Genomic DNA, 15,246 nt, shown 5'->3' on the forward strand with positions numbered 1-15,246 from the left:
ACTCAACAGCCGATGGCCTTGTCGAAGGCCCGGTCGAGGGCGGTGTTCTGGCGCAGGGTGGCCTTGGGATCGCCGGCGTCGGCCAGTCCGGCCATGCCGGCGTTGACGTCGGCGACGGCCTGCTGGAGGGAGCCCGTGTCCCCGGGCCGGACCTGGCCCAAGCGGGATCTGGCCTGACGCAACGACTCCTGCGCGGCGTCGAGGGTGGCTAGGGCGCGCGCGACAGTCGGCCCGGCGTTGGGGACGGGCGGCGGGCCGGCGGCCCGGATGGCCGCGGCCTCCTTGGTGAGGGCACCGGCGAGCGTGTCGACGAAGGCCCCGAGGTCGGCGGCGGTCTCCTGCGGGGCCACGGTGATCTGCGGCGTGGCGGCGCAAACCTTTGCCGCCCAGGCGATCGCGGGGGCATCCGGGTCGGGGGCCGGCGGTGGGGCGGCGCAAGCGGCGATCAGGAACAGGCTGAGCAGCGGCGCGAGGCGAATCATCCACGCAGGGTCATCCCGGCTCGCGGCACCAGACAAGGCACACCACGGAATTTGTCACTGGCGCACAGTTTCTAGCCGATGGCGGTGAGAAGTCCGTTGCGGGAGCCTACGATCAACGCGCCGTCGGCCGAGAGCGCCGGATAGGAGTCGACCGGCCCGCCGACGTTCACGTCGAACAGGGTGCCGCCGTCCGGGGCCAGCCCGTAGACGTGCCCGGTCTGGGTGGCGTAGTACAGGCGATAGGCCCGGTCGAGGACGGTGGAACTCCAGATCTCCGCGCCGTTGAGCCGATACGACTTGACCACGGAGCCGGTGCGGACGTCGAAGGCGGTGACCGTGCCGCCATGATCGCCGACGTAGGCCAGGCCAGTGGTGGTGATGACCGGTGAGGAGTAGGTGATGAACCGGGGCGCGCTCCACGCCTGGGAGCCGTCCGGATGGTAGGCCCACTCGTGAGAACCGTTGGTGCCCAACAACACCGTGCCGTCCGGAGCGAGCCCGGCGGAGACCTCGGTGATGTCGTCGTGCGGGTCGCGGTGCCACACCACCGCCCCATTGGCGTCGACGGCGGTGACGCCAGAGTCGGCGGTGGTGTAGACCCGCGATCCATCGGTGACGACGGAACCATAGGAGGTGCCGCCGACACTGACCGTCCACAGCAGACTGTGCGAACGGACGTCGAGGGCGCTGACGTGGCCGGAGAGGTCGCCGACGTAGATCCGGTTGCCGTCGACGGAGGCCGGTGAGGTCGGGGTGCCGGGCAGCGCGGCCGACCACAGCAGCGCACCGGATGGAGACAGAACCAACAGCCGTGGACCCGGAAGCGGCCACACGATGTCGCCGCTGGGCAGCACCAGCGGCGACACGGAGAGGTCCCCGCCGCCGGTGTAGTGCGAGTCGTACGTCCACCGGTCCTCGCCGCTGACGGGGTCGATGGCGTGCAGGATCCCGGCCGTGGACGAGGCGTAGACGGCGCCGCCGGGCCCGATCACCGGCCCGGGCGTGACGGCGCCTTCCAGATGTCGTTGCCACCGCACGACGCCGCGCACAGGGCCGTCCGATGTGGACGAACCGCTGTGGCGGGCATCGTGCAGCGCAGAGGGCCAGGGAGCCCACGTGGCGGCGCCCGGCGACTGCGAGGGGAGCGCAGTCGCCATCGGTGCGGCGCAGCCACCGACGAGCAGCAAAGCCATGGCCAGCAGCAACTTCCGCACCACACCACCGTAGCCGCACGGTGGCCCGGAAAACCCTTACGGAAGCACTACGAGAAGTGCGTGGCCGGCCGCTCCAGCTCGACACCGTCCACGAAGATGTCGACCTTCTCGTTGTAGAAGGCGACCATGCCGGCGATGGGCAGCAACTGCCGGGTCGGGAAGTCGTAGCACCAGGCCAGATCCGGGTGCACCCCGGACCCGGTCCGCACCGACCAGTACCCGGTGGTCCGCCCCTTGTACGGGCAGGCGGTCTCGGTCGACGACGGCACCAGGTGGGCGAAGTCCACCTCGGTGCGGTTGAGGTAGTAGCGCGTGGGCAGCCCCGTCTCGAAGACCATCACCGGCGACGAGGACTCGGCCAGCACCACGCCGTCCAGCTCGACCCGGACGGTGCGGGTGGACCGCAGCGCGTCGACCCGGGTGTACGGGTTGCGGGGGTGGACGAAGATCTCCTCGTCCTCCTCGAACCAGGAATCCAGGGCGTCCCAGTCGAACTTGACCAGGCCGTCGGAGAACACGTGGGCGGCGCCGGGCTTTCCGGGCAGCCCGTGCCGGCGAGCGAGGCCGTGCCGCAGGTGCTGCTCGCGGTCCTCGTCCACGAGCAGCGAGGTGTCGATGTCGGCCAGCGGGATGTAGTACTGGGGATAGAACGGCCATTCCCAGACGTAGCGGGCGTTCGTGGTGTCGAAGACCGTCCGGCCGCCGAGGACGGCTCGAACCCGTCGCGGCACGGGCTCGCTGTGGCCGGCCTGCACCGGCGCCGAGGGGTAGTCGTGCGTCACGACAGGAGCCTAGGTTCTTGTCACGGCGTGAGCAATTCCGCACCGGGCAAACCTGTCAGCGGGCCGCAACTTTCACAGCCGTTCTTGCCGACCAGGAACGCCCTCATTAGCTTCGGGCGAACGCGTTCTCCAATCGCGTGTGAACACACGAAAGAAGGACGGCTGTGAATCATCGAACATTGGGGGTGGCCACGGCGGCCGCGCTCGTGCTGACGGGCCTTGCCGTCGGCGCGGGCGTGTCGTCGGCCGCATCCACCCCGGTGGACAAGACGCTGGCGTTCACGTGTCCCTTCCCGCTGATCGGCAACCAGACGCTCAACGTCCGGATCCAGGCGAGCATGGCCGCGCCGGCCACGGTGGGCGGCGATCTCGTGACGACGGATTTCTCGGCCACGGCAACGGTTCCGCCCACCGCCACGCAGGGGCTGGCGTTGGTCGGGGCCAAGACGATCGAGGGCTCCGCGCAGGCCGGCGTGACGCTGAACGAGGCCGGCACGCCGCTGGACATCACCATTCCCGGCCTGGTGATCCCGTCGACGCCGGTGCCGGACTCCGGCGCCTTCGACACGGTGGCCTCCGGCCCGGTGCCGACGGCGACGATCACCAAGGCCGGCACCACGACCGTGACGGTCGGCGGTTTCTCCACCACGCTCACGCCGAAGAAGGCCGACGGCACACCGACCGGCCTCGGCACCTTCACCTCGGACTGCACGCTCAACCCGGGCCAGGACGCGCAGCTGATCAGCTTCCAGGTCGCTGACGGCCCGCCGCCGACCACGACCACCACCCCGCCCCCGACGACCACGACCACGACAACTCCCCCGCCCGCCACCACAACCACGACGACCACAACGACGAAGCCCACGACCACGACCACCGCGGCCCCCGGCACCATCACCTACAGCTACGCGATCAAGGGCAGCTCGGAGATCAAGCGCCTGCACGGCACGGTGCCGATCCGCGGCGGCATCACCGCCAAGCTCGACCTGGGCACCAGCAGGTACACCGCCGATCTGGCCCTGGACCCGACCAGCGCCCGGTTCGCCATGTTCGGCTTCATCCCGGTCACCACCAAGATCGCCTTCCAGCCCCAGGGCCCGACCACCGGCGCGGTGGCCAACGGCGCACTGGACGCGACCTCGAAGCTGACCGTGAAGATGCCGCAGATCAGCGTGTTCGGCCTGCCGATCAGCCGGTCCGCGGCCTGCGGCACCAGCCGGCCGTCGGTGGTCAAGATGACCTCCGGCCCCGGCTTCGACGTGCTCAAGGGCGGCACCCTGGCCGGCGACTACGCCCTCGCCCCGCTCACCGGCTGCGGCCCGTTCACCCCGTTCATCAGCGCACTGGCCACCGGCCCCGGCAACACGATCGATCTCACCCTGAAAGCGAGTTGAGCACGAGGGAGGGCCGCCGTCGGCGGCCTTCCCTGTCAGCCCCATATAAATTCCCGCCGAAACATGCTCCATTCGTGACAAGAATTCAGAATCTTTTTGACACGCGACCGTATCGTCGAGGCCATGACGGCTGTCCGCAATGACGCGAACCAGCTGTGGGCCCGGCTGCCCAGCCATCTCGGGGCCCGCTTCCGACCCTATGCCGGCCGACTGGCCCGCGAGGTCGTGCACGAGATCCAGCGGTCCGTGCCGGCGTATGCCCGGCCGCTGCGCGGGAAATTCGGCCAGGTGCTGGTGGGCGGGGTGGAGCGGGCGATCGTGCACTGCTTCGACAGCGTCGGCAATCCCCAGGTGTCGTCCCAGGAGTGGACGGCCTGGTTCCGCTACGTCGGCCGGGTGGAGTTCACCGAGGGCCGCACCACCGAGTCGATGCAGACGGCGGTCCGGGTCGGGGCCCGCGCCGCCTGGCGCAACCTGTCCAAGGCCGGCCGCGAGCTCGGCATCCCGCCGGAGGTGCTGCTGCTCACCGCGGAGGCGATCTTCGCCTACGTCGACGAGCTGTGCCGAGTGGCCGTCGAGGGCTACGCGGACGCGCAGCGCCGGGCCGAGGCCGGCGACGGGCGCCAGCGGGCGGAGCTGCTGCGACTGATCCTCGCCGACCCGCCGAGCCCTACGGAATCGATTGAGGCTCAGGCGATCGCCGCCGACTGGCCGCTCCCGGCCCAGGCCGCCATGATCGCCCTGGCCGATGACACGCCCGCGCCTCACGCCCCGGACTGCCTCACCGACGGCGGCTGCATCCTCGCCGCCGATCCGGACCGAACCGTCCGCTTGCTGGCCCGCAGCTTGACCCTCCCGCTGGCGCTGGCGATTGGCCCGACCGTGCCGCTGAGCCAGGCGCGGCAGTCGCTGAAGCTGGCGCGCCGGGCCGTGGCGCTGGCGAAACGGGGCGTCATCGACGGTCCGATCGTCCGATGTGACGACCACCTGCTCACGCTGCTGTGCCACGCCGACGAGTTCCTGCTCGACGAGCTCGGCCGCCGCAGCCTCGCCCCGTTCGACGACCTCACGGCCAAGCAGCGCGAGCGGCTGAAGGCCACGCTGCTGGCCTGGCTGGACACACGCGGTGGCGTCAACGACATCGCCGCGCGGCTCAGCGTGCACCCGCAGACCGTCCGCTACCGCATGCACCAGATCGACCAGCTCGTCGGCGACCGCATCCACGACCCGGTCCGCCGGCTGGAACTGGAGATCGCGCTGCGGCATCGTTGACCGGGTGTACGACCGCGACCACGCCAGCAAGGCCCTGGGCATCGTCATCCGTCAGGACGAGCCCGGCGCCGCCACCGCGACCATGACCGTCACCGAGCAGATGCTCAACGGCCACGACATCGTCCATGGCGGTTACGTGTTCCTGCTCGCCGACACCGCGTTCGCCTATGCGTGCAACAGCTACGGGCCCGTCACCGTCGCCCAGTCGGGTCAGGTGACCTTCCTGCGGCCGGCCGTGCTGGGGGACGAACTCGTCGCAAGGGCGACCGAACGCGATCGTTTTGGCCGAAACGGCATCTACGACGTGACGGTCAGCCGAACGGACGGTGTCGTCATCGCGGAGTTTCGCGGGCAGAGCCGACAGACTGGGAGCTGAGGGTCCACCCGCGCAGCGCCTTCTCCAGCGCCACGACCGAGTCCTCGCTGTCCATGGCCGACGCGGTGTGGAAACCCCCGGCCACCAGCCGGGTGCGCAGCTCGCGGTCCAGCATCAGCCGAACCAGCGACTCCGCCATCGCGTTGGCGTCGTCCGGCTCGACCAGCAGGCTGTCCCGGTCGTGCTCGGCGAAGTCGGACAGGGCGCTGCCGCGGACGCCGACCACCGCCGAGCCGCACGCCATCGCCCGGGCCGCGCTGGCCGCGGTTCCCAGGTGGACGGCGTCGCGCTGGTACACCTGGCGCACCAGCTCGTAGGTGGGCAGCGACCTCAGATAGCGGATCCAGCTGGGGAGCTGCTCCGGGCGGCGACCGGAGCCGAAGGCGGTGACCTCCATCGTGGGCAACAAGGCCCGGGTCCGTTCCAACGCCTCCAGCGCGGTCGCCGCCCCGGAGTCCGGTTCGACCAGCACACTCACCCGGTGCCCGCGCGGTAGCGCCGGATGTGGCGGCCGGAAGACCGCGAGGTTGAGCCCCTGCGACACGACTGTCACGGCAGAGCTGGGCACACCGAGTCCATTCAGGACGCCGGCGAGGCGCTCCGACGTGGCGATCTTGGGCACGGCCAGTCGTAGTTCAGGGTCCGCCCCCCACTGCTCACGGGACTGAACCAGCTGCCCTGCCCGACCGTGGCGGTCGGACAACTCGGGCAGCAGCTTCGACGTGCTGGCATCGGTCGCCAGCACGACATCCCCGTCGGGCACGGCGTCCGGGGACAGCCGTGCGGTCGTCACGACCCGCACCGAGGACGGCCCGCGTCCCCTGCGCGACCAGCCGGGCACCCGCAGCCCGAGCCTGTCGCGCAGCCGGACCACGCTGATCTCGTGGCCACGGGCCGCCAACTCGTCGGCATATCCCTGGATCACCTGCGCACCGACAACCGGTGTCGGACACACGAAGGTGACGCGCATACCGGCACTCCACTCCACTAGAGACGTCAGATGCCCCGCACATCGAGCCCGGGGCCCCGACGTTACGACCCCGTGGGGCCGCACCCGGTTCAACTACGGCACCCCCTCCCGGGTTATGCCGCCGTTCAGCCCAATCCGCGACCACACCGCCGGAGCTGTTGTCACTGTCGGTAATTGACGTGAGGGTCGCTACGGCAAACGCAGCAACGCCGATGCGCTTAACAGCTCAGCCGTTCCCTCGGGCGAGTGATCGTCGGGGATGTGTTGCCAGCAAAGCGAAAGAGCCGCTGTAACGAGGCAGCCGCGAAACCCGAGAAGGATCGTGGACGTCCACCTCTTTCTCCTGATCCATCACAGTTGACGTAGCGCCCTCGCCGGCGCGAGGTCGTCGCAGTCGGTCCTGCACAAGGGAATGTGTATGAGAGGGCAACCGAGGGGGACCCCCAGGATGGCACTGCTGCCGCCCGAACACTCGCACCTGTTGGCCGTCACGACCACCCGGTTCCACGGCCGGCACCGGCACCACCGGTCGCCACTGACCGTGTGGGAGAGCCGGTACCGCACCGCTGTGATCATGTCCGACGTGCTGGCCACCGCGGCCGCCACGCTCCTGGCCACCGTCCTGATCGGACGGGAACTGCCGGACTACCTCGGCCAGCTGCCGCGGCTGGTCAGCGTCGCCGCTCTACTCATAGTGGTTGCCGCGCTGCCCGCCAACCGGGCCTGGGACCCCAAGATCCTGGGCCAGGGCGCGGAGGAGTTCCGAAGACTCGGCAAGGCGCTCGTCGCGACCGCAGTGACACTGTCGGTGGCCGGCGTCGCCTTCGAGCTGACGCACCTGCGGTTATGGGTGTTCTTCGTGGTTCCGGCGGTCGGGGCAATCGCTTTCCCCGGCCGCTATCTGCTGCGTAGGCTGCTGCACAGCAGACGGGGCAAGGGTGAGTGCCTGCTGCCGGTGATGGCGGCCGGAAGTGCGGCGTGGGCGGCCGATCTGATCGCCCGCACGCGCAAGGAGCCGCACAACGGCTGGCGGGTCGAGGCCGTGTGCACGCCGGACGGCTACGGCCTGGACGGCACGCAGGAGATCTCCGGTGTGCCGGTGGTCGGCGCGCTCGGGGACCTGACCGAACGGGCACAACCGGGTGGCTATCGGGTCGTCGCCGTGGCCGCGGATCCCTATTGGACGCCGCGCCAGCTGCAGCGGCTGGCCTGGGAGCTGGAGGACACCGAGTCCGAGCTCGTGGTCGCGCCGGTGCTGATGGAGCTGACCGGGCCGCGGCTGCACGTGTCCGGTGTGGTCGGCATGCCGCTGCTGCGAGTGCAGACACCCACTTTCGGCCGGGCCAAGCGGGTGATCAAGAGCATCGTCGACCGGATCGGCGCGCTGGTGCTGCTGACCATGCTGGCCCCGGTGCTGCTGGCCATCGCCGTGCTCGTCAAGATCGACGACGGCGGCCCGGTGCTGTTCCGGCAGAAGCGGGTCGGCCACAGCGGAAAACCGTTCACCATGTGGAAGTTCCGCACGATGGTGGTCAACGCCGACGCGCTGCTGGACGAGCTGCGGGCCAGCAACCAGGGCGCGGGGCCGCTGTTCAAGATGCGCCAGGACCCCCGGGTCACCGGCCCCGGCCGGCTGCTGCGGCGGTACTCGCTCGACGAGCTGCCGCAGCTGATCAACGTGCTCACCGGCGCGATGTCGCTGGTCGGGCCGCGGCCGCCGCTGCCGCACGAGGTCGAGCAGTACGGCTCCGACGCGGGACGGCGACTGCTGGTCAAGCCGGGCCTGACCGGGCTGTGGCAGATCAGCGGGCGCAGCGACCTGCCGTGGGAGGAGGCGCTGCGACTGGACCTCCGCTACGTGGAGGACTGGTCGCTGGCCCTCGACGCGATCATCCTGTGGAAGACCGTGCGAGCGGTCTTCAGCGGTCAGGGGGCGTACTGAGGTGGGCGGCTGGCTGGGGGTCAGGGCGCTGGTGACCGGGGCGACCGGGTTCATCGGCTCCCATCTGGTGGGCAGGCTCACCGAGCTCGGCGCGGTGGTGCACGCGGTGAGCAGGAAGGTCCGGGCGCACGTGGACGGCGGGCAGACCTGGCATGTCGCGGATCTCTGCGACGCCGACCAGGTCAGCTCGGTGGTCCGTGCCGCACAACCGGATGTGGTGTTCCACCTGGCCAGCGAGGTCACCGGTGCGCGCGAGGTGCGCATGGTCCGGCCAACGCTGACCAGCAATCTCGACAGCGCGGTGAACCTGCTGACGGCCGTCGCCGACTGGGCGCCGTCCGGACGGCTGGTGCTGGCCGGATCTGTGGAGGAGCCGCGGCCCGAGGACGGCGCCGCGGTGGCGTCCTCCCCGTACGCGGTGGCGAAGTGGGCCGTCTCCGGTTACGCGCGGATGTTCCACGAGCTGTGGGACGTGCCGGTGACGACGTTGCGCATCGGCATGGTCTACGGACCGGGACAGCGGGACGTGCGCAAGCTGATCCCGTACGTGACAACGGCATTGCTGCGCGGGGAGTCGCCGGAGCTGACCAGCGGCACCCGTATGGTGGACTGGGTCTACGTCGACGACGTGGTCGAGGCGTTCCTGGCCGCGGCGGTCTGCGACCAGGCGCCGGGGCGGGTGTTCGACATCGCATCGGGCAGCCAGCTGTCGATCCGGGACACCATCGAGCTCCTGGCCAAGATCATCGGCGCGCACCAGCTGCCGCGGTACGGGGCCATCGCGGACCGTCCGCTCGACCACGCGCAGGTGGCCGACATCGAGGACGCGGCGGGTGTGCTCGGCTGGCGCCCGCAGGTGGACCTGGAGACCGGCCTACGCCGTACGGCCGACTACTATTCCTCTGCCCTGTAACGAAAACAGCCGTTACGTCCGATATTCCCCACAACCGGTACGGTTCGCTGGAGGTGGGGACGAGTCATGTCTGTCTCGGTCGTCAATCTGACCGTGCACGGGATCGGTCCGACCGACCGACCGATGGAGCCGGACGAGGACAGGACCTGGGTCAGCGTCGAGCAGTTCGAGCAGGTGCTCGACGCGGCCATGGGCAAGCCCAACGTGCGACTCACCTTCGACGACGGCAACGTCTCCGACGTCGAGATCGCGTTGCCCCGCTTGGTGGAACGCGGGCTGAAGGCGGACTTCTTCGTGCTGGCCGGGCTCCTGGGTGAGCCCGGCCGGCTCGACCGCTCGGACGTGCGCGAGATCCAGGGCGCCGGCATGCGGATCGGCTCGCACGGCTGGGCCCACCGCGACTGGCGGCGGCTGACCGACGAGCAGGCGGTCGAGGAGATCGCCCACGCCACCCGGGTGCTGACCGAGCTGACCGAGAACCCGGTCACCGAGGTGGCGATCCCGTTCGGCTCCTACGACCGGCATGTGCTGCGACGCCTGAAGACGGCCGGTGTGCAGCGGGTCTACACGAGCGACGGCGGCGGGGCCAACGCCGATTCCTGGCTCCAGGCCCGCAACAGCCTGCACCACGACATCCAGGCCGCCTGGGCTCACGAGGTGCTGACCGGGAAGCCGTCCCTGCCCTTGCGTGTCCGCCGAACGGCCGCACGCGCGGTGAAGCGGATGCGCGGCTGATGCGGTTGCCCCACAACGGTAACGCGTGCTGATCGGCGCACGATGACGTGCACATGAGGGCACGGACCGCGATCGTGGTCGTCACGTACAACAGCGCGCACGTGCTGGGCGACTGCCTACGCTCGTTGGCGGGTGGAGCCGAGGGTGTCGATCTCACCGACGTTGTCGTGGTCGACAACGCCTCCCGCGACGGCACGCTGGAGCTGGCCGCGTCGTTCACCGACCTTCCGATGAGGACCGTCCAAATCGGTCGGAACGCCGGTTACGCCGCCGGCATCAACGCCGGCGTCAACGAACTGGACCTGGCCACCTTGGACTCCGTGCTGGTGATCAACCCCGACTGCCGGCTCACCGCCGGCGGGCTGGCGGCGTTGCAAGAGGCACTCACAGTGCCTGGTTGCGGGATTGCCGTGCCGCGGCTGGTCAATCCGGATGGATCGCTGCAGCCTTCCTTGCGTCGCATGCCCACTGTGGGTAGAGCGTGGGCGGAAGCGGTGATCGGCGGCACCAGGGCCGGGCGCATCGGCACGCTGGGCGAGCTCGTCACCGATCCCCGCGAGTACGAGCGGCCGGCGCCGGCCGTGTGGGCGACCGGGGCCGCGATGCTCATCTCCGTGAACGCCCTGCTACAGACCGGCCCCTGGGACGAGTCCTTCCTCCTCTACAGCGAGGAGACGGAGTTCGCGCTCCGGGCGGCCGACCGCGGCTGGTCGCTGTGGTACGAGCCGACGGCCGTGATCGAGCACATCGGCGGCGACGCCGACACCAACCCGATGCTCGCCGCGTTGTTGACAGTGAACAGGGTGAAGCTGTTCCGTCGCCGCCGCGGTTTCGTGCCGGGCGTGGCCTACTACTTCGCTGTCGTACTGGGGGAATCCGCGCGGGCGCTGGCCGGCCGACCGACCGCCAAGGCCTCGGTCGCCGCGCTGCTGCGACCGTCGCGGCGCATCCAGAGCCTGGCCGGCTGATGCGCTGGCTGACGTTCGACGCGCTGGGGCAGCGTGAACTCGACGCGTGGCACCGGTTGCGGGCCGGCAACCCGGCGCTGGACAGCCCGTACTTCCACCCCGGTTTTGCCGCCGCCGTGCACGAAAGCGGACGCACCGTGCACGTCGCGGTGGACGAGGACGGCTCCGGCGAGATCCGAGCGTTGCTGCCCGGTCACCGTGAGGGAGCGACGCTGCGGCCGGTCGGGTGGCCCGGCGCCGACTTCCAGGGGCCGATCGTGCCGGCCGGGGAGTCCTTCTCGCCATTGGGTCTGCTCTCCGGCGGGGTCAGGTCGTTCGAGTTCGACCACCTGGTCGACGGCGTCGGCCAGTTCGAGCCGTGGATCCAGTCGCGGCGGGTGTCGCCGTACGTCGACGTGAGCGGCGGACTGGACGGCTACCTCGCCCGGGCGACGAAGTCGGGGCGGGACAACATGTCCCAGGCTCGGCGGCGGACGGCCAAGGCCGAGCGCGAGCTGGGGCCGGTCAAGTTCCAGGTCGACGTGGTCGACGAGGATCTGTTGCGCCAACTGGTGGAACTCAAGCGCGACCAGTATCGGGCAACCGGCGCAAGGGACTTCTTCGCGGAGCCCGATCGGCTCGACCTCTTGCGCCGCTTGCTCCATACTCGGGGCCGGGACTTCGGCGGCATCCTGTCGACCCTGCACGCCGGCGAGAACTTGATCGCCGCTCACTTCGGCATCCGCGCGGATTCCGTGCTGCACTGGTGGTTTCCGGTGTACGCCCCCGAGCACTCGAAGCTCGCCCCGGGCTGGATGCTGCTGCGCGAGCTCACCATCGCCGCGCCCGCGCTGGGCATCGACCGGATCGATCTGGGCCGCGGCGACGACGAGTACAAGCGCCGGGCCAAGACCGGTGATTCCACCGTGTGTCAAGGAATCGTCACCCGTAGTTCCAGCCGCCTGGCCCTGCGCAAACTGGGCGACGCCGTGGTAGCGGGGGCCAAGAACTCCCCGCTGGCACCGGGATTGCGCCGAGTGGTGCGAGGGTTGCGGAACCTCAGCAGGTAACGGGTTGACCGCCTCCCCCGATCAAAGGGGCGCGCCCACGTCGAGCGCGATGGAGGCATCCCAAGATGAAGATCAGCGTGTTCGGGCTCGGTTACGTGGGCTGCGTCTCGGCGGCATGTCTTGCCGGACAGGGGCACCGCGTGGTGGGCGTGGACGTCAACCAGGTCAAGGTGGACCTGATCGCCGCGGGCAAGGCCCCGGTGGTGGAGGAGCGGATCGGCGAGCTGACAGCGGAAGTCGTTGCCAGCGGGGCGTTGCGGGCCACCACCGACGTGGCCGACGCGATCGCGGACTCGGACGTCTCGCTGATCTGCGTGGGCACCCCGTCGGCGCCCAACGGCAGCCTGTCCACGGTCTACCTGGAGCGGGTGTGCGAGGAGATCGGCGCGGCCATGGCGGCCAAGTCGGGCCGGCACACCGTGGTCCTGCGCAGCACCATGTTGCCGGGCACCTGTCTGGACCTGTTGCTGCCGATACTGGAGAAGTCCTCCGGCCTGACCGCCGGCGTGGACTTCGGCGTCGCGGTGAACCCGGAGTTCCTGCGCGAGGGCACCAGCGTCCGCGACTTCTTCGACCCGCCCAAGACCGTGATCGGCGAGTTCGACACGGCCAGCGGCGACGTGGTGGCCGCGCTGTACGAGGGCCTGCCGGGCGAGGTGTTCCGGGTGCCGGTGCCGGTGGCCGAGATGACCAAGTACGCGGACAACGCCTTCCACGGCTTGAAGATCGCCTTCGCCAACGAGCTCGGCTCGGTGGCCCGCGCACTGAACGTGGACTCGCACCGCGTGATGGACGTGTTCCTGGCCGACCGCAAGCTCAACGTCAGCCCGGCCTATCTCCGGCCCGGCTTCGCCTTCGGCGGCTCGTGCCTGCCCAAGGACCTGCGCGGCCTGGTGTACGCCGCACGCCGGGCCGACGTGTCGGTGCCGCTGCTGTCGCACGTGCTGCCGTCCAACGAGGAACACCTCAAGCGCGCCTTCGAGTTCATCGCCGCGACCGGGCGAAGACGAATCGGCCTGTTCGGCCTTTCCTTCAAGCCGGGAACCGACGACCTGCGTGAGAGCCCTTTGGTCGAGTTGGCCGAGCGCCTGCTGGGCAAGGGGTACGACCTCCGCATCTACGACGCCAATGTGACGCTGTCACGACTGATGGGCGCGAACCGCGAGTACATCGAGAGCCGGCTGCCGCATCTCGGCGAGCTGCTCAGCAATTCCGTCACCGAGGTGATGGCGCATTCCGAAGTGTGCGTCATCGGATGCCGGGACGACGCCGTCCTGGAAGCGCTCGACCCCGCGGAATTCAACACCGTGGGCGAGCGCGTCATCGTCGACCTCGTCCGCCTTCCCGACGCCGAGCTGCGCCGGGAACGACCTGGATACGTGGGCCTTGGCTGGTAAAGCACTCATCCTGGTGGAGAACCTGTCCGTCCCGTTCGACCGCCGCGTGTGGCAGGAGAGCAAGGCGCTGCGCGACGCCGGCTGGGACGTGCACGTCATCTGTCCACAGGGGACGAAACAGGACCGTGAACCGTACGCCGAGATCGACGGGGTGAAGATCCACCGGTATCCGCTCAAGGCGGCGACCGGCGGCCCCCAGGGCTATCTGTTCGAGTACACCGCCGCGGTGTGGCACACCTTCCGGCTGGCCCGCAAGATCGGGCCGGTCGACGTGGTGCACGCCTGCAACCCGCCGGACCTGCTGTTCCTGGTGGCGCGCTGGCTCAAGCGCGGCGGCGCGAAGTTCATCTTCGACCAGCACGACCTGGTGCCGGAGCTGTACCTGTCGCGGTTCAACCGCGGCGAGGACTTCCTTTACCGCGGGGTGTGCCGGCTGGAGCGGTCCACCTACCGCGCGGCGGACGTGGTGATCTCCACCAACGAGAGCTACCGGCAGGTGGCCCTCAAGCGGGGCGACATGGACGCGCGCAAGGTGTTCGTGGTCCGCAGCGCGCCGGCGGTGGAGCGTTTCCACGAGGTGCCGCCGGAGGAGGAGCTGAAGAAGGGCAAGCCGCACCTGTTGTGCTACTTGGGTGTGATGGGCCCGCAGGACGGCGTCGACTATGCCTTACGGTCGTTGGCCCGCATGCGCGACGAGCTCGGGCGCACCGACTGGCACGCCGTGTTCATGGGCGGCGGCGACACCTTCGACCAGATGGTGGCCCTGTCGCACGAGCTCGGCCTCGACGATCTGGTCGAGTTCACCGGCCGGGTCAGCGACGCCGACCTGCTGCGCTACCTGTCGGCCGCGGACGTGTGCCTCGCGCCGGACCCGCTCAACCCGCTCAACGACGTCTCCACCATGAACAAGATCATGGAGTACATGGCGATGTCCAAGCCGATCGTGTCCTTCGACCTGGTCGAGGCGCGCGTGTCGGCCGACGAGGCGGCGGTGTACGCCGCGGCCAACGACGAGTCCGAGTTCGCCAAGCTCGTGGTCAAGCTGCTCGACGACCCGGCCGAGCGCAAGCGCATGGGCGAGCTGGGCCGGGCCCGGGTGGCCGGCCCGCTGTCGTGGGAGAACTCCCGCAAGGCCCTGCTGGCGGCGTACGCTGCGGCACTGACCTGAGCTGACCCCCGGCTTGACTGACGCCGCTTCGGTGACCACCGTGGAACCACCATGACCAGTGTTGTCATCCCCGCCCACAACGAGCAGGCGGTGCTCGGGCGCTGCCTGAGCACCCTGCTCGCGGAGGCCGACGAGGACGAGTTCGACGTTGTCGTCGTGCCGAACGCCTGCACGGACGACACCGCCGCCGTGGCGCGGCAGTACGGAGTGCGGGTGGTGGAGACCCCGTACGGCGGCAAGGCGCACGCCCTGCGCCTCGGCGACGACACGTGCCGGGACTTCCCGCGCGTGTACCTGGACGCCGACATCGAGCTCACCACGCAGTCGCTGCGGGAGCTCGTGTCGGCGCTGGAGCGGCCCGGCGTGCTGGCGTGCGCGCCCGAGCCGCGGTGGGACCTGGCCGGCGCCAGCCGCGTCGCCCGGCGCGTGCACCGGGTACACGATCGGCTGATTGCGCCGAGCCGGGTGCTGGCCGGCGTCGGCGTGTACGTGTTGTCCAAGGACGGTCACGCCAAGGCGTTCCCGTTGCCCGATGTCATCTCCGACGACGGCTGGGTGCACCGGTCGTTCACGCCGCTGGAGCG

At 69.9% G+C, this 15,246-nt stretch carries 15 protein-coding genes; 11 read left to right on the forward strand and 4 right to left on the reverse strand.

The genetic code is table 11. The features are described 5' to 3' along the window. Positions 1-2: 2 nt before the first annotated feature. The 3 genes from KUTG_RS18420 to KUTG_RS18435 all read right to left on the reverse strand — a co-directional run bounded on the left by KUTG_RS18420 (position 3) and on the right by KUTG_RS18435 (position 2,478). The gene (locus KUTG_RS18420) at positions 3-482 is read right to left on the reverse strand and encodes a hypothetical protein (RefSeq protein WP_043718437.1); all 480 of its coding nucleotides are present in this window, start codon (positions 480-482) and stop codon (positions 3-5) included. Positions 483-553: 71 nt separating this feature from the next. After that, on the reverse strand, positions 554-1,696 hold the full coding sequence (locus tag KUTG_RS53585; protein ID WP_157494617.1) for an outer membrane protein assembly factor BamB family protein: 1,143 nt from the start codon (positions 1,694-1,696) through the stop codon (positions 554-556). 47 nt (positions 1,697-1,743) lie between these two features. Then, positions 1,744-2,478, reverse strand: a complete 735-nt coding sequence (locus tag KUTG_RS18435) for a DUF427 domain-containing protein (RefSeq protein WP_052394880.1) — start codon at positions 2,476-2,478, stop codon at positions 1,744-1,746. A 164-nt stretch (positions 2,479-2,642) separates the two neighbouring features. Between KUTG_RS18435 and KUTG_RS61405 the strand changes: the two genes are divergently transcribed. The 3 genes from KUTG_RS61405 to paaI all read left to right on the forward strand — a co-directional run bounded on the left by KUTG_RS61405 (position 2,643) and on the right by paaI (position 5,520). Then, positions 2,643-3,872, forward strand: coding sequence for a DUF6801 domain-containing protein (locus tag KUTG_RS61405; protein ID WP_043718439.1), 1,230 nt, complete (start codon positions 2,643-2,645; stop codon positions 3,870-3,872). A 123-nt stretch (positions 3,873-3,995) separates the two neighbouring features. Next, positions 3,996-5,144, forward strand: a complete 1,149-nt coding sequence (locus KUTG_RS18445; RefSeq protein ID WP_043718440.1) for a PucR family transcriptional regulator — start codon at positions 3,996-3,998, stop codon at positions 5,142-5,144. Positions 5,145-5,148: 4 nt separating this feature from the next. Then, positions 5,149-5,520, forward strand: a complete 372-nt coding sequence (gene paaI / locus KUTG_RS18450; protein ID WP_043718442.1) for a hydroxyphenylacetyl-CoA thioesterase PaaI — start codon at positions 5,149-5,151, stop codon at positions 5,518-5,520. Here the strand turns inward: paaI and KUTG_RS18455 are convergent. Next, on the reverse strand, positions 5,477-6,490 hold the full coding sequence (locus tag KUTG_RS18455) for a glycosyltransferase (RefSeq protein WP_043718444.1): 1,014 nt from the start codon (positions 6,488-6,490) through the stop codon (positions 5,477-5,479). The genes paaI and KUTG_RS18455 overlap by 44 nt on opposite strands. 448 nt (positions 6,491-6,938) lie before the next feature. On the opposite strand from KUTG_RS18455, the gene KUTG_RS18460 reads away from it, so the two are divergent. From KUTG_RS18460 to KUTG_RS18495, 8 genes are all read left to right on the forward strand, one after another. Then, positions 6,939-8,432 (forward strand): sugar transferase, encoded by a 1,494-nt coding sequence (locus KUTG_RS18460; RefSeq protein WP_052394885.1) that lies wholly within the window; start codon positions 6,939-6,941, stop codon positions 8,430-8,432. 1 nt (position 8,433) lies between these two features. Beyond that, on the forward strand, positions 8,434-9,345 hold the full coding sequence (locus KUTG_RS18465) for an NAD-dependent epimerase/dehydratase family protein (RefSeq protein ID WP_043718445.1): 912 nt from the start codon (positions 8,434-8,436) through the stop codon (positions 9,343-9,345). 66 nt (positions 9,346-9,411) lie between these two features. Beyond that, entirely contained in the window at positions 9,412-10,080 is a 669-nt protein-coding gene (locus tag KUTG_RS18470) for a polysaccharide deacetylase family protein (protein ID WP_043718447.1), read from the forward strand. A 53-nt stretch (positions 10,081-10,133) separates the two neighbouring features. Then, positions 10,134-11,048, forward strand: coding sequence for a glycosyltransferase family 2 protein (locus KUTG_RS18475; RefSeq protein ID WP_043718449.1), 915 nt, complete (start codon positions 10,134-10,136; stop codon positions 11,046-11,048). Next, complete coding sequence (locus KUTG_RS18480; protein ID WP_043718450.1) at positions 11,048-12,097, forward strand: GNAT family N-acetyltransferase; 1,050 nt, start codon at positions 11,048-11,050, stop codon at positions 12,095-12,097. Before KUTG_RS18475 ends, KUTG_RS18480 begins: the two co-directional genes overlap by 1 nt. Before the next feature lie 65 nt (positions 12,098-12,162). Further along, on the forward strand, positions 12,163-13,494 hold the full coding sequence (locus tag KUTG_RS18485; RefSeq protein WP_043718452.1) for a nucleotide sugar dehydrogenase: 1,332 nt from the start codon (positions 12,163-12,165) through the stop codon (positions 13,492-13,494). After that, complete coding sequence (locus tag KUTG_RS18490; protein ID WP_043718454.1) at positions 13,484-14,662, forward strand: glycosyltransferase family 4 protein; 1,179 nt, start codon at positions 13,484-13,486, stop codon at positions 14,660-14,662. The genes KUTG_RS18485 and KUTG_RS18490 overlap by 11 nt, the downstream gene beginning before the upstream one ends. 51 nt (positions 14,663-14,713) lie before the next feature. Continuing rightward, positions 14,714-15,246, forward strand: a 533-nt coding sequence (locus tag KUTG_RS18495; RefSeq protein ID WP_043729800.1) for a glycosyltransferase family 2 protein, incomplete at its 3' end; no start/stop codon positions are given.

The sequence above is a fragment of the Kutzneria sp. 744 genome (assembly GCF_000568255.1).
In the GTDB taxonomy this organism is placed as follows: domain Bacteria; phylum Actinomycetota; class Actinomycetes; order Mycobacteriales; family Pseudonocardiaceae; genus Kutzneria.

Excerpts from the sequence above, each read along its gene's own strand:
- KUTG_RS18445 (WP_043718440.1), top strand. The coding sequence starts at position 3,996 with ATGACGGCTGTCCGCAATGACGCGAACCAGCTGTGGGCCCGGCTGCCC.
- KUTG_RS18470 (WP_043718447.1), top strand. The coding sequence starts at position 9,412 with ATGTCTGTCTCGGTCGTCAATCTGACCGTGCACGGGATCGGTCCGACC.
- KUTG_RS18420 (WP_043718437.1), bottom strand. The coding sequence starts at position 482 with ATGATTCGCCTCGCGCCGCTGCTCAGCCTGTTCCTGATCGCCGCTTGC.
- KUTG_RS18485 (WP_043718452.1), top strand. The coding sequence starts at position 12,163 with ATGAAGATCAGCGTGTTCGGGCTCGGTTACGTGGGCTGCGTCTCGGCG.
- KUTG_RS18475 (WP_043718449.1), top strand. The coding sequence starts at position 10,134 with ATGAGGGCACGGACCGCGATCGTGGTCGTCACGTACAACAGCGCGCAC.
- KUTG_RS18480 (WP_043718450.1), top strand. The coding sequence starts at position 11,048 with ATGCGCTGGCTGACGTTCGACGCGCTGGGGCAGCGTGAACTCGACGCG.
- KUTG_RS18455 (WP_043718444.1), bottom strand. The coding sequence starts at position 6,490 with ATGCGCGTCACCTTCGTGTGTCCGACACCGGTTGTCGGTGCGCAGGTG.
- KUTG_RS18460 (WP_052394885.1), top strand. The coding sequence starts at position 6,939 with ATGGCACTGCTGCCGCCCGAACACTCGCACCTGTTGGCCGTCACGACC.